Below are 20,577 nucleotides of genomic sequence, written 5' to 3'. Positions count from 1 at the left end.
GCACGCTGGACGCGACCATCGACATGACGTCGATTGATATCGGCAATGACAAGTTGAATGGCGAACTGAAGAGCGCGCAATTCTTCGACGCCGACAAATTCCCGACAGCGACCTACAAGGGCACGTCGATGAAGTTCAAGGGCGACGTGCCGGTTGAAGTGATCGGCGAGCTGACGCTGCACGGCGTGACAAAGCCGTTGAACCTGAAGATCGAATCGTTCAAGTGCTTCACGAACCCGATGCTGAAGAAGGAAGTGTGCGGCACGGAGTCGACGGCAACGTTCGATCGTGGCGACTTCGGCGTGGACTACGGCAAGGCGTATGGCTTCAAGATGAAGACGACGTTGCATATTCAAGCCGAAGGCGTGAAGCAGTAAATAGACTGATGAATGCCGGCGTGGAAGTGGTTACGCGTCGGTCGTTCAGGATGGAGAAGCCGTTCCAGCTTGTGCTGGAACGGTTTTTTAATTTTGTAAGCACGGTTCGAATCCGCATCCAGCTTTGCAGAATCCGCGCTGGAGCCTGCCACTCGCCGCTGCTTTCTTATCATGCTGTGCCAGCCAACGATGCTCTCATGTCATGAATGAAATGACATGCGGGCTATCGTCAAACCGGGTCCTGTCCAACACAATCCTCTCCAACGCAGCGCTTGCTGCCTAATTTTCTGGAGAGAAACCATGTTTGCAGTGACCGGGATCACAGGGCAGGTTGGGGGCGTTGTTGCACGCTTGTTGTTGGCCGCCGGCCACGATGTCCGCGCCGTCGTTCGCGACGCAGCAAAGGGCGAGATTTGGGCGAAGCAAGGTTGCGAAGTCGCACTCGCGGATGTCAACGACCAACAGGCATTGCAGCACGCATTCGAAGGCACGGAAGGCGTATTTGTCCTGCTGCCGCCAACGTTCGACCCCACGCCGGGCTTTCCTGAAGCACGTAAAACTATCGCCACGTTGCGAGCCGCGCTCGCGGCCGCCAAACCTCCCAAAGTCGTCGTGCTTTCCACCATCGGCGCACAAGCCACGCAGCCGAATCTGTTGAACCAGCTTCAAATCCTCGAGCAGGAACTGGGTTCGTTGCCGATGCCCGTGGCTTTCCTGCGCGCTGCATGGTTCATCGAAAATGCTGCATGGGATGTGGCACCGGCACGCGATTCGGGCATTGTGCCCAGCTTCCTGCAGCCGCTCGATAAGTGCGTGCCGATGGTCGCCACCGCGGATATCGGCCGCGTCGCGGCGGAACTGCTGCGTGAATCGTGGACGGGGCGTCGCATTGTCGAACTGGAAGGGCCGCAGCGTATTTCTCCCGACATGATTGGCGAGAGCTTTGCGCGTCTGCTTGGTCGCGACGTCAGCATGACAGTGGTGCAGCGTGACACGTGGGAAGACCTGTTCCGCTCGCAAGGGATGAAAAACCCGACGCCGCGCATGCAAATGATCGATGGTTTCAACGAAGGGTGGATCTGCTTCGGAGGCGCTGAAAGCGAAGTGCGAAAAGGCCGTGTGCCGCTCGATACGGTGTTGCAATCGTTGATTGAAAAGGCGTAGTAAAAGGGCATCGAGCCCCAGAACCCGGCTGTTGAAGATTCACCTTTAATCAGGAGTACAACCCATGATGCACGCGGAAGAAAATGCGAGCGGTAAAGGCCGCCTCGATGGCAAGAAAGTGGTCGTGCTCGGCGGTTCATCGGGGATTGGTTATGCAGTGGCGGAGTATGCGCTGGCGCAAGGCGCGCGGGTTGTGATTGGATCGAGTCACGCGGGACGTGTCGACGCCGCGGTCACGGCGCTCGGCACGAATGCAGAGGGCCAAGTGCTCGATCTCACCGATGAGCCTGCTATTGAAGCGTTTTTCAACGCGACCGGCAGCTTCGATCATCTGGTGTTCACCGCCGGGGATTCGCTGAGACTTGGTGAGATTGCTGGGACGGATTTATCGCTGGCAAGACGTGCCTTCGATATCCGCTATTGGGGTGCACTCGCAGCGGTCAAACACGGCGCTCCACATATTGTGGCGGGCGGTTCGATCGTGCTGACAACGGGCGTCGCGGCGCTGCGTCCGCGTAGCGGCTGGGCGTTCGGCGCGAGCGTGTGCGGCGCGATGGACGCGCTCACGCGTGCGCTTGCCGTGGAACTGGCACCGTTGCGTGTCAACGCCGTTTCGCCGGGATTGATCGCGACGAACTTATGGCAGAACATGTCCGAAGAGGACCGGCAGGCAATGTACGAACAAGCCGGCAAGCATTTACCGGTTGGACGAGTGGGCGAGGCGCGCGATGTCGCTGCTGCCTATCTGTTTCTGATGGAGAGCGGATTCGCGACGGGACAGACGGTTGTGGTCGACGGCGGGGCGGTGCTGGTTTAAAGAAGGCGGCTCGGGCGCTTAGCACCCGAACCGCTGGGTTGATCACGCGTCAATTCGTGGACGGCAGATACGGCGACGTCAACGTGGTCGGCGGGAATGTCACAGCGCCCAATTGCTTCGTGAAGCTGTATCGCACATAAACAGCAGCCATGTATTCCCGATACTGGTACGCGTTTCCAAGCGACGCCGATCCGCCCACGAACAGTTGCGGTGCGAGCTGGTATTCGCCGCTTGCATTGAACGAGTACGCGACGCCTGTCTTGCTGGTCGCGGGATACACACCGCTCGTGGTGTACGGGGTCGCCGTCAGGGACGCGACCACCTGCTGGGCACCGCTATCGGTCGGGAAGTAATTCGACGTATTCTGGCGATAATGCTGAACCCCGATCGACCCCTTCACATCGTAGGTGAACGCGCCGTTGCGACCTTTGTACTCGACCGGAATGTTCAAGATCACATATTGTTGCGGGCTGAAATATCCGCCCTGACCGTACGTGAAGTACGACAGGTTTTTGTCGTAGTGCATCAGGGTCGTGTTCACGCCAACGGTTAGCGTCTGGTTTGCGTCCGTGAACAAGCGGGTGTAGACCCCGCCGCCGCCCTTGACCGCCGTATTGCTCTCCACGTTCTGGCCGTCGAAGTACTCGTACGACGCGTTCACATAGGCGCCGCTCATGCCGTCGTCCCAGCCGAGCGAGGCACGGCCGCCGTTCGACGTCACGCCGCCCCAAGTCAGCGTTCCTAGTTGACTCAACCGAACGATCTGCGCTGGCGTAAGGCTCTGGGTTAACGTGGTAATGGTGTTGGAGCTCAAGTTGTTGAGGCTCGAATCTCGCGTGCCCGCATAGGACAGCAAGCTGTCCGTGACAGCGCGGCGTGCAACGGCGAGCGAGTACGAAACCTTGTCGGTGATGCCACCGTTGTATTCAGCGCCGCCGACCCAGTTAGCTTCACGAAAACCGAAAGGTGTCCTGCCCACGTCGGCCTTGATGCTGTCGGTTTCATATCCCACCGATAACCCCACGCCACTCGCCGTCTGGTCGCCGGAAAGATTTTGGCCCGTGAGGCCGCCGACCACGCTCCCGCCAAACCGCGCCAGCGTGTTCGGGTCGTTCCCGGCCGTGCCCGCATCCAGCGTGACCGGTGTCGCCGTCACGACGATATGCCCGTTCCCCGCCGCGATGCGACCCTGCACCGGCGCTTCGATATCCGTCAGGTTCGACAGCCCGTCTTCCCCCGTGCGTTCGCGAAAGATGATGCCGCCCGACACCGTGCTCGACCGGGCGCGGTTGATTTGCGCGAGTTCGTCGGCGACGCCCAGCGTCTGTGCATTTGCCACCGTTGTCGGATTGTTGCCGGCCATGCCGGAGTACGCCTGTGCCGTTTGCGGGGGGGCGTAACCGTAACCTGCGGGCGGTTGCGGGATATACGGCTGGCCGTAGCCCTGGTTCACATAAGGTTGCTGTTGCTGCTGCGGATAGCCGTACCCTTGTTGCGCGTATTGCTGTTGCTGTTGTTGCGGGTACGGCTGTTGCCTGTAGTCGGTTTCATCGGCCTGGCGGGCATTACGCGACGTGGCCTGCTTACGCGAAGACGTACGTTTCGATTTCGCTGCCGATGCGCTGGAATACGTGCGGGGTTGCGGCTGCTGAGCGTTCGCCTGCGCTTCGCGCGCAGCGGGCGACATCGGCCATGGCGAGCTAGCCGCCGGGTTGTACGGCTGCTGAGCTTGCTGATACTGAGCCGGATACGGCTGCTGCTGTTGATAAGGCTGCTGTTGATACGGCTGTTGTTGATACGGCTGTTGATATTGCTGCTGATTCTGCGCCGGATAAGCCTGCTGATATTGCGGCTGATTCGGCTGCTGATAAGCCTGCGGCTGATATTGAGCCTGTCCCTGAGCCTGGTATTGACCTTGATATTGCCCCTGATACTGTCCCGAATCCTGAGCCGGCGCTTGCCCCGGATAAGGTTGCAACGGCGCGGCGGCCGGACCGCCGGACTGGCTTGAACCCGATGTATCGGGACCATATCCGCCGCTTGACGTCACCGGGCGCGGCACATTACCCGGCGTCGAATAGGGTGCGACATACGGAGTCGAATAAGGCGCGGGTTGAGGCGGGGGCAAATAGTTCGGCACGTTCTGCGTCGGTGAGGAAAGCTGGGGATAATTGGACGACCCAGTGGGCAACCCGGGCATCGGCGTGGTCGAGCGCGAGAACAGTCCGCTCAGCGGGCCGGTTGGTGCGCCTGATGCGCCCGATACACTCGCGGATGTTTCGACGGCGGTCTTGCCTTCAAATGGATTAGTACCGGGCAGCGGCATTGACCCGATGCGTTGCATGGCGGATTCCCAACCGCGCGGGACGTTAGGTTGCGCACCCTGGCCATTAGCACGCACCGTTTGAGCCACAGGCGTATTCGCTGCGATCAACGCCTGCTGCAAGTAACGCGATGCCAGCGAGAGCTTGCCCTCGGCGTGATACATGCGGCCGGTTGCAGCGAGCACGCGGGGGTCATCTGGCGCCGCGCGCAATGCCTGATTCGCCGTTGCCTCAGCAAAAGAAAAGTCCTTCGCACCAGACGCCGCGCCAATCGCCGCCACCTGCAAGTCGATGTCGTCAGGACGTCGAGCCAGCGCCGCGCGGTAACTCGCGAGCGCGCTGCGGTCATCGCCGGCGGAGGTGTACAAGCGGGCCAGCGCGCCCTGCAGATCAGGGTTGTCGGGCATGGCGGACAGCCAGGGCGCGATCACATCGTAGGCGCTTGCCAGGTCACCGCGCTGACGCACTGTATCGGCCTGCTTCACCACAATGCCGACATTCAGGTTGTTGAAGTCGATGCGTTGCTGCGGCGTGAGCTGCGAAGCGGACAGCCGTCGCATGACCGAGCTTAGTTCGGCTTGCTGCTGCGGATTCGTTTGTCCCGCGGTCACGGGAATGTTGGTCAGGATACCTGCGTATTGCAGCAGCAGGCCCGTATCGTCCGGGACAACGGCCATCGCGCCACGCACCAGCGACAAAGCGCGCATGGCGTCGCCCGCCTGCAGATACGATGACGCAACCACACCGATCAGTTCCGGGCTGCCCTGGGCAGTGGGCGTAGCGGCTTGCAGAATCGCTTCGGCTTGTTGCGTCTGCCCGGCACGCGACATCCGGTTCGCGAGATCCGCTTGCGTATGAACCCATAAGCGATGTTGCAGCACGGTCATGGCCGTCGTGCGCTGGTTGACCGGAATGCGTTCCAACTGCGACAAACCCGTCGCCCAGTCCTGCGTTTCGGCGGACAGCAGCGCGCTTGCATAAAGCGCATCGGTCATGTCGGGATGCGCGGCGAGCAAGCCGTCCATCATGCTGCGCGCATTGCCGACAGCACCTTGTCGCACATAGATGCGTGCGAGATCGAGGCGCATCCAGACGTCGTCGGGATTGTTCAGCAACGCGTCTTCGAAGAGACTGCGCGCGGTGCCCAGGTCACCCCGCGCTTCTGCCGCACGCGCTTGCGCCGCCTGCGCTTCGCCGCGCAGCTTGTTGATGCCGCCGGCCTTCGCCTGTTGCTCTGCGTTCAACTGGTTCGCGAAGCTGAGCGCTTCGTCGCCACGGCCCTGCGCGGCCAGTGCGCCGACCAATCCGCGAATCGCGTCGGGGTTGTCGGCCTGACGGCGCAGCGCCATTCGGTACGCCTGTTCCGCGCCGCGCGGGTCGCCACTATTGAGCAGCGTTTCGCCCAGCATGGTCTGCGCGGTGGTGTCCGACGGATTCAGCGCGATCGCACGCTCGAAATCCGACTTCGCCTGCGCGATCTCGCCGTTACTGCGCGCGCCGATACCCGCGCTCGTATAACTCCAGTATGTCGCGCTGGTGAGCGCATCTTTCCAACGAGCCGGATTGCCGGCCCGCGATGCCCGCTCCAGATACGTGCGTGCTTCGTCGAATTTTTCTTGCTTCAATGCAGCGATACCCATGCCGCCGAGCGCATCGCCATCGTTCGGGCTATTCGCCAGCACCGCCGAAAAACGAGCGCGCGCCGAAACGATATCGCCACGATCCAGCGATGCGAAACCATCGGCGACCGAGCGGCCCCGGGCATCGACCGCGGCATCCGCTTGCACGCGATCGCGAGCCTGCTTGTCTTGCTGGACCATCGAATCGAAACGCGCCTTGACCGCAGGATCGTCCGGCGATGCTTGCAAATACGCTTGATAAAGCGGTGCGTCGGACGCGCGCGCGCCGAGCCACAGCAGGGCCTGGCGCCAGCTTTTTTTCGCCTCCTCGCCGACCGTGCTGTCCGTGCTCAACTGCGCGAGGCGGGCGATACCGTCACGCCGCGTCGTGTCGCGATAGGTCAGGTGCTGCGCGAGCGCCAGCGCATAGCGCGGGTCGTTGGGGTTCTGGCGCGCGAGCTGTGTCAGGCCCTGACGTGCCTGATCCCAGCCTTGCGGCGTGGCGGCAAGCGCCTGGTAATACTCGAGCGTAAGTTCCGGCGTGGCAGGCTTGCCCTCTATCGCGCGCTGATATTCCTGCACGGCAGATGCGCTCTGGCCGCTTTGCGCGAGCCGCCGGGCGTCGTTCACGGTCTGGTCGCGCGGGCTGGTTTCGCCCAGCCTCCGGCCGAGTTCATCGATATTCGGATACTGCGGCGCAGCCTCCCGCAGGCGCTGCAGATACTGCTGCGCGCCGCTGCCGTCCTTGCGGTCCGAGAGGATGATGCCCATGCCGTAGAGCGCGTCGGGTTGCTTCGGGTCGATGCGCAGCACCTTCTGCCACGCCTGCTCGGCCAGATCGCCTCGGCGATGCGCTTGCCAATAGCGGCCCTGGTCGATCAGCACGGCCAGCGGTGAATTGGCACTGGCGCCGGGCACGGCGCCCGCGGTGGCTGCGCTGCTGGCAGCTTGCGCGAACACGGTGAGCGGCACATTGGCGACACAGCCAGCCACGAGACTCAGTGCAATCGCTCGCGCGCCGGCGTGCGGTTTCATCGGGAACAGGGACCGTTTCAACATGCGCTTCTCCAACTCGGCACGAGTCGGCCGGCTTCGTCGAAACGGTATCGGCCATCTATAAATCCGGCGCCGAACAAGCCCAGCACCCGGTCGTAATAAACCGGTTCACGGTTAGGATTGGCGGGCGCAGCGCCCGAAGAGAGTGCCACGGGTGCGTCGAGTGCCGCTAGATGCGTGCGGGCCAAGCCCAGGCTGCGATCATCGCCGACAGTCTTGAAGTACGGCGCGAGCGCGGCCCAGTAGCTAAGCGGGCCTTCGCCGCTCGTCACTCCGGTCGCTACATTCACGCGTTCCGGCGGATACCCGTTAAGTGCCACGGCCTGGCGCATGCCCCCGAGCGCAGCGAGCCACGGCTTGCCAAGCGGATCGCCGCCAGAAGTCAGCCCGGCCCACAGATACACGCGAATCGCGTCGTAGCTGCCGGTGTCGGCGGTCTGCGGATCGACGACGAACTGCCCTGACTTGTACGCCGCCCAGTCCGGAGAAAAGCCACGCGGCGCAGTGGTTGCCACGAGCTTGTAGCCATTCTCGGCAAGCTGATTCCACGGGCCGTCCGGCATCTCGCGAGCGAGGCCGCGCAACACCGGCAGCGGGGAATAGCTCGGATTCAGGCGCGCCACGTCGCCGGTTTGGAAGCCCTGCGGACCGGGCAGCAACATCGGCCCGATGCCTGCAAGATTCGTCACTTCATGACGCACTATCTGAGCCGCCAGCGCCATGCCCAGTTGCGTGTAAGTCTTCTCGTTCCACAGACGTCCGGCTTGCAGCAGGTCGTAGGCGATCCACAGATCGGAGTCGGAGGCCGAATTGGGATCGAGCACCCCGAACGAACCATCCGGCTTCTTGCCCCATTGCCATGAAGGCAACCGGACGTTGCCCGGTTCGAACTGGTTCGCGGCGAGGTTCGTACGGGTCCACGCGAGCAGCCGGTCGAAGGTCGCGCGGTCGTTCGCGACCAGCGCGAAGAACATTGCGTACGACTGGCCTTCGGAGGTCGTTTGCTGCGTCGGCGTCGAGTAGTCGATCACGCGGCCGTCAGCCTGAACGAAGCGTGCAGTGAAGGTCCGGTAAGCGGTCCAGTCGGTACATTGCGCGGGCGCTGAAGAGGCATAAGTGCTGAACGTGGTCCCCATGCCGGTCAACGCCAGCGCCAGAATTGCAGTCTTCGATCCACGCATCAAACCTGCCGGCATATCAATCCCTCAAACGGCGCGCAGCAATGGCGCGCAGCGACCGGTAGAACAGTGCCGCGATGATGATGGCCGCGAGCAAGCCGCCGAGCACCAGCAAGAGCGGATGCGACGACAACGCCCAGCGCATGTATTCGAACGGCGACAAGCGGCCGACGTAGTACGCCTGGCCATTCGATGTCACCGTGACGTCGCGTCCGTGAATCACGGCCATCGCGCCCTGGATCTCGGGCAGGATGTCGTTGTCGAGCAACGCGGCGGACAGGTCCGCATCGGACTGTCCGGCCGCGCTGATCAACGCCACTGCGCTGCGACTGTTTTTCAGCGGCGACTCGAAGCCGGTGATGAGCGCGTCGCCGCTGGAGCTGACAAGCGACAGGTCGGCGCGTGCCGGCAGGCGCTCCACACCATGCGCACCGTGCCACCAGTCGACCACCTTGAATGCCACGTCGGTGAGTTCGAAGTTGCGCGACTCGCCGTCGCCCGAGAACGGCATCTGCTTCGCCCAGCTTTGCAGCAGCGGCTGGCGCCCGGGTGAGCCGAGGATCAGCAGGTCTTTATCGGCGAGACTGTCGACCTGATCCGCCTGGGCGACGGTCACGCCGGTCACCGGATAACCTGTCGATGCCCCCATGCGTCCCATCTCCAGCAAGTACAGGCTGAAGTCAGCGGAGTTCGGATCGTTGGGCATGATGACTGCCGTCTCGGACAAGTCAGCCATGCGCGTGAACGGGAAACCGCCGTTCGCAAAGGCCGCGAGGTCGGGCAGCGCCATGTAGTGCGGGAAGCCCGACAGGTCGATGGTCGAATTCGGATCGATGGAACCCACCACGTTATCCAGCACTCGGCCCTGGCATTCGCCGGTCTTCGGGTAGTCGTAGTAGAAATGCAGGCGCAATTGCGAGCGCGGCGTGAGCAGCAACGGCGGGAGGTAGATCTCATGACGCGCGGCGGCCGTCTTGTCAGGCATCACCTGGTTGAAATAGCGGCCAAGATCGAAGGTGGACGCAGCGACCGCCGGAATCCGCAGCGACTGCACGAAACCGTCGTTCACATTGATGTTCAGCGTGGACCGGTCGAGCGTGGGACGCACCGTGTAGCGATAACCCAAATCGATCGGCACGCCCTTCGTTTGCCACATGAAGAGGTCGGGCGGCACGCGCATGTTCACGCGCACGGCGTCGGCGTTATAGCCCGTCACCGACAGGTCACGCGCTTCCGCCAGTTCGCCGAAACGCACCGGCCGGTCAGTCGGCAGCCAGTTCGGCGCGTCGTACGGTTTGCGTGGCGCGAAGTCGTTCAGTTGCGTGATCGTCGCGGTCGTGCCGGACAACGTGTTCTGGCCGATGCCAAGCGCCTTCGCAGCGGTCTTCAGTTCGGCGTCGTTGCGGCCCATTACGAGCAGCAGGCGTCCGCGCGAGGGAGTGTCACGATCCACCACCGCGATGGTCGGGCCGGATATATCGGGAATCTTCACGCCGGCCGGGTGCTGGTCGCTGGTGGCGAACACCACGGCATTGCCGGAGAGCGGCACGTTGTCGATCTGTGCCGGAAACACAGCGCCGCGATACCCGCTAAGCGAGCCGAACCACGACGCTACCGCGCCCGCTGCCTCCAGCATGGCCGCGCTTGGTTTTTGCGCAAACACGAACGGCAGTTCGAGGCGACGGACGTCGCGGCGATCGAAGAAAGGCGCGGGCAACGAGGCCAGGTCGGCCTTGCTTTCAAGCGATGCATACGTGAGGTCGAGCGAGCTCGCGTTGCTGACGCTCGCCCACAGCGTGGAGTTCGACGGGTCCTCGCATTGCTGCGTGTAGTGGCCGATCAACTGCACGTTCAGGTGATTGAATTCGGTGATGAAGCGCGGGTCGATGGACACGTCGCGTGCGACCAGGATGCCGGCTTGCTCGCGCGGCACGGGCAGCGTGGCGGCAACTTCGCCGTTGACCAGCACCTTGAGTTGCGAGATCGACGGCAGCAGCGAAGGTGAATAGCTATAGATCAGGTGCAGTACCGCGCTCGTCACGACTTCGTCGCTACGAACCGAGAACGGCACGCCGTTCTGGCCGTCCGTGCCATGCAGTTGCAGCGGATCGAGCGCACCCAGGTCGGAGAACGTAAGCGTCTGGCGGCGGCCGCCGGGCACCAGCGTGCCGGGCTCGGCCGTGGTCGGCGTCTTGGAGGCGAGCGTGTGCACGGCCGGTACGGCCGATCCTCCCAATGCGCCCGAGGCCGGTTGTGCAAACGCCGGTACGGGCACGGCGAGCGACGGTTGGTCGATGGTCGCCCGGTTGAATGGCACGGCGGCGCCGGGAGGAGGCACGGCGCCCACCCCGGTGGCGGTCGCGCTCATGGTCCCACTTACCGTCGTGCCGGCCGGGGCGCTAGCCGCCGCGGCACTTGCCAGCGACGCCAGCGGCACGGCCAGTGCCGTTTGCAACGCAAGCCAGCAAGCGAGGCTGCGCATCAAGGCGCGGGGAATGGGGCGGGAGCTGAACGGAGTGAAAACCGTTGTGTCCGGTTCGCCTTGTTCATTGCCCGGGCGCAGCATTGAAATTCCCTTACCCATGTCAGTCTTTGGTCTTCAGTTTTTTAACGTCGGGAGAACGGGTCGTCAGCCAGTTCCGCGCGTCGGTGAAAAGATGTTCGAACAACGCGCCGATACCGCCCATGCCCACCACCAGCACATGCCGCAAGCCGCGTAGCGGCGCGTCCGGGGTGCGTCCTTCAGACCAGTTGGTCCAGGCGTCGGCGCGGGCGAAGGTGGTCTTCACGAACTCGAATTCCTGCTCGCGCGTGAGGGCGGAAAAGCGCAGCCCGACGCGTCCGACGGCGGTAAAACCGACGGTCGCGGGGAACGCATATTCCTCATCGCCACGAAATAGCGAGACGGTGACTTTCTCGTGCAGCGGCACTTCCAGGTCGCCTGGCAACCTCACGCCCACGCCGCCTTCCGAGTAGTCCATGGTTTCGCAGGCGAGGGTGCGGCCAGTCGAAAACTTGAGCATCACGGGCATCTTCATTTCTACCCGATGCGTCGTGCGCACTTGACGGCGTTCGCTCGCAGCCGCCACGCTCGCGCCGAGGATCAGCATGTTGTAGGTGGTCCATGCGAGGTTCAGCAAGACCGTGTTCACTTCGCTCTTCACGTCCCAGTGCAGGTAGATGTTCACGAGTCCCGCGATAAACCCGAGCAGGTTCAGCACCAGCAGGAACAGGTACGGGCGCGAGATGGCGTAGTCGAAATAATCCTTCGAAATCTGGCCGCCTTTGGCCGTCACGTTGAATTTGCCGAGCTTCGGGTTGATCAGCGCGAGCAGGGTAGGCGCGGTGATATACGACGCCAGCACGGACTCGTACACTTCAGCCCAGAACGAATGCCGGAACGAGCGCTGCATGCGCGAGTTCGTGATGCTCGCATGCATCATGTGCGGCAGCGCGAAGATGGCGATCGTGCCGGCCGCCGCGTGGATCACGTGCGCGCCAAAAAACAGGTACGACAGCGGCGCGGTAAGGAACACAAGGCGCGGGATGCCGTAGAAGAAGTGCATCATCCCGTTCAGGTAACAGAGCCGCTGACCGAGCTTCAGGCCCTTGCCCGTGAGCGGGTTATCGATCCGGAATATCTGCGTCATGCCGCGCGCCCAGCGAATCCGCTGGCCGATGTGGCCGGACAGACTTTCGGTCGCGAGGCCCGCCGCCTGCGGGATCGCGAGATACGCGGTGGTGTAGCCAAGCCGATGCAACTTGAGCGCCGTATGCGCGTCTTCCGTCACCGTCTCGACCGCGATGCCGCCAATCTCTTCCACCATGGTCCGGCGCAGAAGCGCGCACGAGCCGCAGAAGAAGGTCGCGTTCCAGAGGTCGTTGCCGTCCTGCACGAGGCCGTAGAACAACTCGCCTTCGTTGGGCACCTTGCGGAACGTGCCCAGGTTGCGTTCGAACGGATCGGGCGAGAAGAAGTGGTGCGGCGTTTGCAGCATCGACAGCTTCTTGTCGCGCAGGAACCAGCCAAGGCCGATCTGCAGGAACGAGCGAGTGGGAATGTGATCGCAATCGAAGATGGCGAGGAACTCGCCCTTCGTGATTTTCAGCGCTTCGTTGATATTGCCGGCCTTCGCATGCCGGTTGTGCGTGCGGATGGTCCAGGTAACGCCGACCTCTTCGCAGAACGCCTTGAACTCGGGACGGCGGCCGTCATCGAGAACATGAATGGATATCTTGTCCGCCGGATAGTCGATCGCAAGCGCCGCATAGATAGTCGGCTTGACCACGCCGAGCGGTTCGTTATACGTCGGAATGAAGACGTCGACAGTCGGCCATTCATCGCGGTTCGCCGGCAACGGCATGGGCTTTCTCTGCAGCGGCCAGGCGGTCTGGAAATAGCCGAGCATCAGCACAATGGCCGAGTAGACCTCGGCTGAGACCAGCAGCAAACCCCAGGCGGCATCGAGCGGACGTTCCCAATAAGTCGTCTCGGTCAGCCGCCAGTACATGTAGCGGCCGGAGACCGCGACAGACAGCATGATCATTACCAGCGTCGCGTACTGGCCGCGCAGGCGCCGGAACCCGAGCGCGAGGGCAAAACAGCAGCACGCAAAAATCAGTTGCTGGGTGAACTCGAGCGGCACCGTCCAGACGAAATACATCGCCGCAAGGGCGAACAACGTGAGGATCGTCGTAAAGATCCGGCTGCTCCAGATCTTTGAATCGACAAAACGTTCCAGCCGCGACGCAACTTCGTCAGCTTCGGACAATGCTCGTGCGCGTGGCTTGCTCATGCGACGCTCCTCGGCGAGAGTTGCTTGGAATCGACCGCATTGGTGAGCCATTCGCCGCATGTACGCAGATCGGCGGCGGCCTGGCTCAGCGGGTCGTAATGGATCAGCGTGGTGTCGCAGGCGAGCGACTCGCTCACGCCTTCGTCAAGGTGGATAACGCCTGGGAACAGCTTGTCGCCGAGCAGGTTGCGCAGCACCTTGAGTACGTCTTTCGTCAATTGCCGCGACTGGTCTACCTGGTTCACCACGTAACCCGTGCCGGCAAAGTTCGCCCGCGGCGTGGCATAGGCTTCGATCATGCGTTCCATCTGCGGGATGGCTGCGTACGAAGCGGCATCGGCCAACACGACGTTCAACGCGAAATTCGACGCGCACAGCGCTGTGCGCGTATAGACCGAGGAACCCGGCGGGGTATCGACTATCACGATATCCCCGGCATCGAGTCCCAGCCTTTCCAGCGATTGCACGAGCCACTGCGGGTCGCGGTCGATATGCGATTCGAAGCGGCGCCGATCGTCTTCCACCACCGCGCCGTAGGGCAGGACCGTCACGCCGTCTACACCATCAAACATCACGGTTTGCCACGGATCGCCGGCGAGGGTGGCGCGCGACAGTCCGTCGATGCTGTCGAGCGGAATGCCGAAATGCAGGCGCAGTGCGTTCTGTGGATCGAGGTCGAGCGCGATCACGCGCCGCCCGCGTGCAGCGAGCACCGAGGCCAGGTTCGCCGCGAGCGTGGTTTTACCGACACCGCCTTTGGCAGAGACGACGGTGATGACTTTCATGACGATGAGTCGCGCTTGGCGAGCCATGAACCCGCGCCCGAGTTGACGGAGGCCGGCGCTGGCGCTACAGGTCCGCGTAGGCGCTGGAACATCGACTCCAGTGAATCCGCCGGTGCGCTTGCGTGCGGCGCAGGCTGCGCGTGCACTTGCGCACGGAACAGCTTGCCGAGGATCGACTGGCTTTTTAAATCAGGCGCGAGCGCGGGCGCAGGTGCCGGTTCTGGTGTCTGCACGCGTGGCAACGACAGCGGTTTTGCAGCCGTGTTCGAGCGTTGCAGCGCCGCCGCGAAGCCCGTTGGTTGGGCTGGCGCGCTTGCCGGCACGGGTGTGGCGAGCGGTTGCGTGCGCGGTTGTGGTTGTTGCGCTTGCTGCGGATATTGCTCTTGTTGCGTGTGGAACGGCCGAAACAGCGGTTGCGGCAGTCGCGCTTGCTGCTGCGGTTGCACGTCGGCTGGCGGCACGGCCTCGGTTTCCACGGCGTTCGACGTTCCTTCGACCGCTTCGACCAGCGCCGAGAAACGCGCTGCGCCGACCGGCGCTGCCGGCAATGTGACATTGGCGACAGGCGGGACCGTCTTGCGATGCGCGCGCGCAAAGAGCGGCGGTTTGCCGCGGTTGAGCGGCGCTGCTCCCTCCGGCTGCGTCAAGCTGTCAGGCACATTGCGATGTTCGCCTGAGCGATCGTGCGTGTGGGGCAGATGCGCATCGCGGCGAGGCACGATGTTCGGGATCGAAGGCTGCGAGAGGTCAAGGGTCGCGAGCAGCGGCCAGCGCGTGCGGGCGTGGACGGCTTCGTTTTCGCGGCCGATTTCCTGGTAGTTGCCGGCGTCGCCGCCAAATTTGTCGAACAGCTTCTCAATGTCGCGCGAAGGGTTCATGTGCTGCGTCCTCGTACTCTCTCGGTTGTACTTTGGGCCTTGCCTCGACGATCACTGGCCAGTGACGTCTTCCGCGCTTTTGGGCGCTGATGCGGGCAATGCCTGATTGACTGCCTGGTTGACTGCCTGATCCGGTTTCGTACTCGTACTGCATTCGTAAAAAGTAAGGGAGTTTCCGGTCCAGATGTACTGTCCAGCTTCACGATCCAGCTTCCAGACTCGCCCAGCCGAGCGAATTTGGACACGTCCTCAGTTGCCCTCAGTTGCTATAACGGCCCAATCTGAACTCGACTGCAGCGCTTTCGTCGAACTCGCCAGCCTGCACCACCGACAAGCCTTGCGCGCCGAGCGCGCTTAGCCACTCCTGATACGCGCCTTCGAGAAACGCCGGGCTCCACGGAAGTGCGTTCGCGCCGAACGCGAGCAGCGGCGGGCAGCAATGCACGATGCGCAGATACTCCGGCTCGTCGGCCACCTCGACAAACCCCCAGTCGACGTCATTCCAGATCGCGTTCAACGCGGCGCCGAGTTCGGGTGTGGTGGCGCAGGGCGGCAGCGGGTGGGCGGCGGCAAAACGGCGTCCTACCCGTTGCATCAACTGACGCAGTTCGTCGCGGCCGATCTGGGTATCGAATTCTTCCGCCAGGGCGACCAGCACGCCACGCCACTGCGAGGAAATTTGCCGGTCCAGCAGGTAGTCGAGGGTCATGGCCATAATGTCAGAGAGGAAAGCTTCCAGCTAAATGAGCGCGAAAATAGCGGTACCGGCGTAACCAGTAGTAATTACACTGTTCCGTCTTGCGGTGGACGGTAATAGTGATACGGCTTACCTGTAAGCCGGGAGTCTACTTCAAGGCGATTTGTTTTGGCCACTTAACGCACATTAGCAAATAGTTCTGTGGTTAAAGCCGCAAACAGAGGGCAAAAAATTCGCCATGTCCAGTTTATGTAGCATTCGGGCACTTAGCGCAAACGTTTAATCCCCTAAATCATTCGTCAGTTTAATCTTGCGTCGCGCGCTTGTGCCGTGAAGTTGGCGCGAGTTGGACTGTAATGTTCATATTGCGTGAGTTGCAGCCATCCATTACCCCAGCGTCTTCGCATTCGAGTGGGCGCATTTCGCTGAGACTGCGGGTCTTAGCCTGCCGCTCGCCTGTCTCTCAAAGCGGCTCGGAAAGTGCAACTGCTGTCGTGCAGCGGCAAATACTGCCACTTCGCGGCATCACGCGATTTTTTCGGCCGCGGTTTGCAGGGATTCCCAGTGCATGTCAGCCAGCGACTTAGGGGGCTGCGCACGTGACCGGTTAATGCCGCGAGGTCAGGCACCGGATTATCGAATAAATGAAAGGGAGGTAATTGGGCGCCCGGATGCGTTTGCGAAAGGCAACTGTTCCTCACCCGCCAATGGCAATCGTCGCGCTCGCGCTTGAACCGGCGCTTAAATCGTGTGGAGAGCGTGGTTCAGCCCCAGTCGTTCAGCCCCAGTCGTTCAGCCCCAGTCGTTCAACCCCAGTCGTTCAACCCCAGTCGTTCAGCCCCAGTCGTTCAACCGTGTGGTGCGCCGGCCGCCGGCACGCTAGCAGGCGGCACAACGACATCGATCGACGTTTTGCTTCCCGCAACGACGCCACTCGCACGGCCCGATACACCCATCAACACCCATCACGATTTGGCGCTTGGCGACGCGGACTTTTGCGGATGTCGACATTAACGTGGCGGCTGCAGCTTGCATCGAGACGAAGCGTTGAACGACCCACCTGATTGCAACGAAATTTGACGAAAGAAGCGTCATGCCGAAGGCGTTCTGCTCTTGTCCTGCGTATCGATGCGCTGCTAACCTCGCCGGTTATCGATCGACTTCCGGAGGCCTGTCAGCCGGAAACCCCAGACGCTACGGACTCCATCACAAGCAATGTCATTCCATCAATCCGGCGGGAAAGCACGTCTTCGAACTTCAACTGATACGCAGGCGCTCTTCAACGTCGCTTTGGCATCGCTGCAGAGCGGGGATCTGTCCAAGGCGCAAGCGCACTTCCTTGAAGTGATCGCGAAGGCACCGGGAAATAGTGACGCGCTCCACTTGCTCGGCGTGACGAAGTACCTGCAGAAAGACTATGTCGACGCGCAGCGGTGGATCAGCAAGGCGCTTGCCATACGCAAGGTTCCCTCTTACCTGATCAACCTTGGGTTGACGTTGGCGGCACAAGCTCAGGACGGCGCGGCCGTGGACGCGTACCAGAAGGCGATCGCGCTCGGGCCGCAAGAGGCCAGGGTGTACAACAATCTCGGCAATTTGCTGAAGAAGCTGAAAGACTTTTTGGGCGCCGAGAGCAACTACCGTCAGGCGATCGAAACCAACGCAAGCTACGCGCTCGCCCATAAGAATCTCGCGATGCTCCTGCAAGACGCCGGTCGGATCGATGAAGCCGAAATCTCCCTTAAGCGCGCGTTGCAATTCAATCCGGACTCGGCCGATTTCCTGCTTGCTTACGGCGACATGCTGGAGCGCTTGCATCGGCTCGCGCAAGCCGAAGACGCATATCGTCAGGGGCGGCATTGGGATTCACTCCAGTACATCAAACGTCAACGGGCCGACTGGGATCAGTTGGACGAGATTGATGCCGCCGCCATGCTACAGGTGACATCGGCTCACACCGGGACCGTTTCTACGTGGAGCCTGCTGGGTATGCCGGGGCTGACGCCGCAAGCCCATCGGCTGGCGGGGAAAAGATTTGCGCTTAGCCGTTGGGGAGCCGAGCTGGCCGCACCCGAGACAGTGCGCCGCGTAGACGCGGATTGCGCCAGGTTGCGAATCGGCTACCTGTCGTCGGACTTCTACGACCATGCCACCATGCACCTGCTGGCAGGCGTGCTGGAACTGCATGATCCCGCGCGCTTCGATATCCATCTCTACTCCTACGGTCCCGTGCGCAATGATGCGTTCACGGGGCGCATCGCTCACATGCCCGCGGTCTTTCACGACATATCGGCGTGTACAAACGATGCCGCCGCCAGGCAGATAGCCGACGACGGCATACACCTGCTCGTGGATCTCAAGGGCTATACCACGGGCGCCCGGTTGGGCATCACCGCACTGCGGCCAGCTCCGGTCATTGTGAGTTGGCTGGGTTACCCGGGCTCGCTTGGCCACCCGCGACTGGCGGACTACATTATCGGCGATGCTGTGGTGACGCCGGTATCGGCCGCGCCGCATTACAGTGAAACGCTGGCGCTTCTGCCGAACTGCTATCAGCCCAACGATCATCGGCGAGCGTGTGGAGCGCCTCCTTCCAGAGTGGCGGCGGGTCTGCCTGAACAGGGGTTGGTGTTCTGCAGCTTCAATCAGACTTTCAAATTCAACGAGGAGATGTTCGCGATCTGGTGTCGTCTGCTGCAGGCTATTGAGCAAAGCGTGCTGTGGTTGCTTAAGCCCCCTCTAGATGAAGCTGTCGAAAATCTGCGCCGTTTCGTGGCGGCACGCGGCATAGATTCAGCGCGTCTTGTTTTTGCCGACCGATTGCCGCAAACGGAGCATCTCGCGCGGCTGCAGTTGGCAGACCTGGCGCTCGATACTTTCCCCTGCGGATCGCATACCACCGGCAGCGATGCCCTCTGGGCCGGCGTGCCAATGGTGACCCGGCCCGGCATGTTGTTCGCTGGCAGAGTGGGAGCAAGCCTGGTTCGCGCTGTCGGGCTGGAGGAACTGGTTGCGGAGGATGACGAAGCGTACTTTCAGCTCGCGCTGTCGCTGGCCCGGGATCCGGTCAGGCTTGCCGGCATGCGTGCCCGATTGATCGCGCAGCGCCTTTCCTGTCCATTGTTCGATACCCGGAAATTTACTCGTGACCTGGAGCGCTTGTATAGCGCGATGTGGTTGCGCGAGACGAGCGGTGAGAACCGTCACGGGCAGCCGTTGGTATTGGACGTGGAGGGTTGAGCGCGATTGAGCGGGATTGAGCGGGATTTAAGCCGCTCGCACCTGAGTATTTCCTCTGAGGAAATACATCTGTCAGGTTGTATCCGATTCGTTCTGCCGACGTTGTGAGCTTGCGCCTTCTGAACCACGGGGTTACAGAGTCATCAACGCGGCAATCGCGGTATAACGCGCCGTTTTGGCAATGGCGACGATCAGCAGGAACGACCACAGGGGTTCGCGCAGAACGCCCGCGATCATGGTCAAAGGATCGCCGATCACCGGCGTCCAGCTCAATAGCAGTGTCCAGCGCCCGAAACGCCGGTACCCCTGTTCCGCGCGTTCGAGCGCGCGGGGTTTGATCGGGAACCAGCGGCGCTCGCGCAGCTTTTCGATCGATCGTCCCATTGCCCAGTTGATGGTCGAGCCCATCACGTTCCCCACGCTCGCCACGGCAACGAGCATCCAGACCGGTTGTTTGCCGGCGATCAGCAAACCCGCCAGCAAAGCTTCGGACTGAAGGGGGAAAAGGGTCGCCGCGACCAGCGCAACCGCGAAAAGCCCGCCATATACAGATAAATCGACCATGAGAAAAAATGCGGGCAACCGTGAAAGAGGGCGACAGCTTAGCTGTTTTCCGGCGATGCTCCGCTTGCGGCCGGTACCTCGTGGCATAGGGGGATTGAAAGCTGTCCCCACAGTTGATACCTTGAAGGGCGGTTGAAACCTCAATCCAGGAGATGTCATGTCTTATATGTTGCTCATCGCCGAACCTGTTGGACAGCGCGCAGAGCGCTCGCAAGCCGAAGGCAAGCTTCTCTACGAGAGCATGGTCGAGTTCGGCGCGCAACTGAAAGAACGCGGTTTGCTCATCGCGAGCGAGTCGCTGGCAACGGGCGGCGTACGCGTGAAGAAACGCGATGGCCAGGCGAGCCTGATCGACGGCCCGTTTGCGGAGGCAAAGGAGATGATCGGCGGGTTCTACATGCTCGATTGCGCGACGAAGGAAGAGGCTATCGAGATTGCATCGGCGTGTCCGGCCGCCGAATGGTGCGAGGTCGAGGTGCGCAAGATCGGTCCCTGCTGGGAGTGATCTTTTTCACGCTGTCTTAATATGCATCGTCTTCGTAAGCGTTAACCCTCGGTGAACTAAGAATTGTCGATTTCTTCGTGCGTGGTTCGTCGTGGGAATGAGAGCGCGACCAGCGTTCTTGTTTTCACGCCACGAGGAGAATAACGATGCGATTCATCATCCTGGTCAAGGCGACCGAAAAAAGCGAAGCGGGTGTACTCCCCGAGGACGCGCTGATCGGCGCGATGGCGACCTACCACGAAGAACTGGCGAAAGCGGGCGTACTGCTCGATGCGAACGGTCTCCAGCCGAGCGCCAAAGGATGGCGCGTGCGTTACGAGGGTGGCCGGCGCAGCGTGGTTGAAGGGCCATTCGCGGACACCAAGGAGCTCGTTGCGGGCTACACGCTGATCCAGGTGCGTTCACGCGAAGAAGCGATCGAATGGGCACGCCGTTTTCCTTCGCCGATGGGCGAGCATGAAAGCGGCGAAATCGAAGTACGGCAGTTGTTTGAACTGGACGAGCTTGGCTCGGGAGAACCGATCGAGCGGTTCCGCGAGCTTGAAGCGGCCCGGCGAGTTTGATCGCTTGGACAACC

The 20,577-nt window shown here is 61.8% G+C and carries 14 protein-coding genes; 6 read left to right on the top strand and 8 right to left on the bottom strand.

Translation table 11 applies throughout. The annotated features are described in order from the left end of the window. From BSU04_RS25305 to BSU04_RS25295, 3 genes are all read left to right on the top strand, one after another. On the top strand, window positions 1–377 hold a 377-nt coding region (locus tag BSU04_RS25305), incomplete at its 5' end, for a YceI family protein (protein WP_144021348.1). A gap of 300 nt (window positions 378–677) precedes the next feature. Further along, a complete protein-coding gene (locus tag BSU04_RS25300; RefSeq protein ID WP_089163148.1) occupies window positions 678–1,541 on the top strand; it encodes an NmrA family NAD(P)-binding protein in 864 nt (287 codons plus the stop codon). A gap of 64 nt (window positions 1,542–1,605) precedes the next feature. After that, entirely contained in the window at window positions 1,606–2,358 is a 753-nt protein-coding gene (locus tag BSU04_RS25295) for an SDR family oxidoreductase (protein ID WP_089163147.1), read from the top strand. Between the two features lie 49 nt (window positions 2,359–2,407). On the opposite strand, the gene BSU04_RS25290 is transcribed toward BSU04_RS25295, so the two are convergent. The 7 genes from BSU04_RS25290 to bcsD all read right to left on the bottom strand — a co-directional run bounded on the left by BSU04_RS25290 (window position 2,408) and on the right by bcsD (window position 15,709). Beyond that, entirely contained in the window at window positions 2,408–7,360 is a 4,953-nt protein-coding gene (locus tag BSU04_RS25290) for a cellulose synthase subunit BcsC-related outer membrane protein (RefSeq protein WP_256983283.1), read from the bottom strand. Continuing rightward, the gene (bcsZ, locus tag BSU04_RS25285) at window positions 7,354–8,553 is read right to left on the bottom strand and encodes a cellulose synthase complex periplasmic endoglucanase BcsZ (RefSeq protein WP_373452862.1); all 1,200 of its coding nucleotides are present in this window, start codon (window positions 8,551–8,553) and stop codon (window positions 7,354–7,356) included. Before bcsZ ends, BSU04_RS25290 begins: the two co-directional genes overlap by 7 nt. Before the next feature lies 1 nt (window position 8,554). Then, window positions 8,555–11,119, bottom strand: coding sequence for a cellulose biosynthesis cyclic di-GMP-binding regulatory protein BcsB (gene bcsB, locus BSU04_RS25280; RefSeq protein WP_089163146.1), 2,565 nt, complete (start codon window positions 11,117–11,119; stop codon window positions 8,555–8,557). 1 nt (window position 11,120) lies between these two features. Beyond that, complete coding sequence (bcsA, locus tag BSU04_RS25275) at window positions 11,121–13,331, bottom strand: UDP-forming cellulose synthase catalytic subunit (RefSeq protein WP_256983282.1); 2,211 nt, start codon at window positions 13,329–13,331, stop codon at window positions 11,121–11,123. Continuing rightward, window positions 13,328–14,116 carry a cellulose biosynthesis protein BcsQ gene (bcsQ, locus tag BSU04_RS25270; protein WP_089163156.1) on the bottom strand — a complete coding sequence of 263 codons (789 nt, stop codon included), beginning with the start codon at window positions 14,114–14,116 and terminating at the stop codon, window positions 13,328–13,330. Before bcsQ ends, bcsA begins: the two co-directional genes overlap by 4 nt. Beyond that, window positions 14,113–14,994 carry a cellulose biosynthesis protein BcsP gene (bcsP, locus tag BSU04_RS25265; RefSeq protein ID WP_089163144.1) on the bottom strand — a complete coding sequence of 294 codons (882 nt, stop codon included), beginning with the start codon at window positions 14,992–14,994 and terminating at the stop codon, window positions 14,113–14,115. Before bcsP ends, bcsQ begins: the two co-directional genes overlap by 4 nt. A gap of 259 nt (window positions 14,995–15,253) precedes the next feature. Beyond that, complete coding sequence (gene bcsD, locus BSU04_RS25260; RefSeq protein ID WP_089163143.1) at window positions 15,254–15,709, bottom strand: cellulose biosynthesis protein BcsD; 456 nt, start codon at window positions 15,707–15,709, stop codon at window positions 15,254–15,256. A 1,197-nt stretch (window positions 15,710–16,906) separates the two neighbouring features. Between bcsD and BSU04_RS25255 the strand changes: the two genes are divergently transcribed. Further along, entirely contained in the window at window positions 16,907–18,931 is a 2,025-nt protein-coding gene (locus BSU04_RS25255) for an O-linked N-acetylglucosamine transferase, SPINDLY family protein (protein WP_089163142.1), read from the top strand. Between the two features lie 132 nt (window positions 18,932–19,063). On the opposite strand, the gene BSU04_RS25250 is transcribed toward BSU04_RS25255, so the two are convergent. Continuing rightward, entirely contained in the window at window positions 19,064–19,495 is a 432-nt protein-coding gene (locus BSU04_RS25250) for a YqaA family protein (RefSeq protein WP_089163141.1), read from the bottom strand. 157 nt (window positions 19,496–19,652) lie between these two features. Between BSU04_RS25250 and BSU04_RS25245 the strand changes: the two genes are divergently transcribed. Together BSU04_RS25245 and BSU04_RS25240 are read left to right on the top strand one after the other, a co-directional pair. Further along, window positions 19,653–20,000, top strand: coding sequence for a YciI family protein (locus BSU04_RS25245; protein ID WP_089163140.1), 348 nt, complete (start codon window positions 19,653–19,655; stop codon window positions 19,998–20,000). 146 nt (window positions 20,001–20,146) lie between these two features. Then, the gene (locus BSU04_RS25240; RefSeq protein ID WP_089163139.1) at window positions 20,147–20,563 is read left to right on the top strand and encodes a YciI family protein; all 417 of its coding nucleotides are present in this window, start codon (window positions 20,147–20,149) and stop codon (window positions 20,561–20,563) included. The last annotated feature ends 14 nt before the right edge of the window (window positions 20,564–20,577 follow it).

Source organism: Caballeronia sordidicola (genome assembly GCF_002220365.1).
GTDB lineage: Bacteria > Pseudomonadota > Gammaproteobacteria > Burkholderiales > Burkholderiaceae > Caballeronia > Caballeronia sordidicola_C.
The sequence above is the reverse complement of the archived record's forward strand: the minus strand, read 5'-3'. Positions and strand labels throughout refer to the sequence as shown.

Excerpts from the sequence above, each read along its gene's own strand:
- BSU04_RS25245 (WP_089163140.1), top strand. The coding sequence starts at position 19,653 with ATGTCTTATATGTTGCTCATCGCCGAACCTGTTGGACAGCGCGCAGAG.
- bcsZ (WP_373452862.1), bottom strand. The coding sequence starts at position 8,553 with ATGCCGGCAGGTTTGATGCGTGGATCGAAGACTGCAATTCTGGCGCTG.
- bcsD (WP_089163143.1), bottom strand. The coding sequence starts at position 15,709 with ATGGCCATGACCCTCGACTACCTGCTGGACCGGCAAATTTCCTCGCAG.
- BSU04_RS25290 (WP_256983283.1), bottom strand. The coding sequence starts at position 7,360 with ATGTTGAAACGGTCCCTGTTCCCGATGAAACCGCACGCCGGCGCGCGA.
- bcsQ (WP_089163156.1), bottom strand. The coding sequence starts at position 14,116 with ATGAAAGTCATCACCGTCGTCTCTGCCAAAGGCGGTGTCGGTAAAACC.
- BSU04_RS25240 (WP_089163139.1), top strand. The coding sequence starts at position 20,147 with ATGCGATTCATCATCCTGGTCAAGGCGACCGAAAAAAGCGAAGCGGGT.
- BSU04_RS25255 (WP_089163142.1), top strand. The coding sequence starts at position 16,907 with ATGTCATTCCATCAATCCGGCGGGAAAGCACGTCTTCGAACTTCAACT.
- BSU04_RS25250 (WP_089163141.1), bottom strand. The coding sequence starts at position 19,495 with ATGGTCGATTTATCTGTATATGGCGGGCTTTTCGCGGTTGCGCTGGTC.
- bcsA (WP_256983282.1), bottom strand. The coding sequence starts at position 13,331 with ATGAGCAAGCCACGCGCACGAGCATTGTCCGAAGCTGACGAAGTTGCG.
- BSU04_RS25300 (WP_089163148.1), top strand. The coding sequence starts at position 678 with ATGTTTGCAGTGACCGGGATCACAGGGCAGGTTGGGGGCGTTGTTGCA.
- bcsB (WP_089163146.1), bottom strand. The coding sequence starts at position 11,119 with ATGGGTAAGGGAATTTCAATGCTGCGCCCGGGCAATGAACAAGGCGAA.
- BSU04_RS25295 (WP_089163147.1), top strand. The coding sequence starts at position 1,606 with ATGATGCACGCGGAAGAAAATGCGAGCGGTAAAGGCCGCCTCGATGGC.
- bcsP (WP_089163144.1), bottom strand. The coding sequence starts at position 14,994 with ATGAACCCTTCGCGCGACATTGAGAAGCTGTTCGACAAATTTGGCGGC.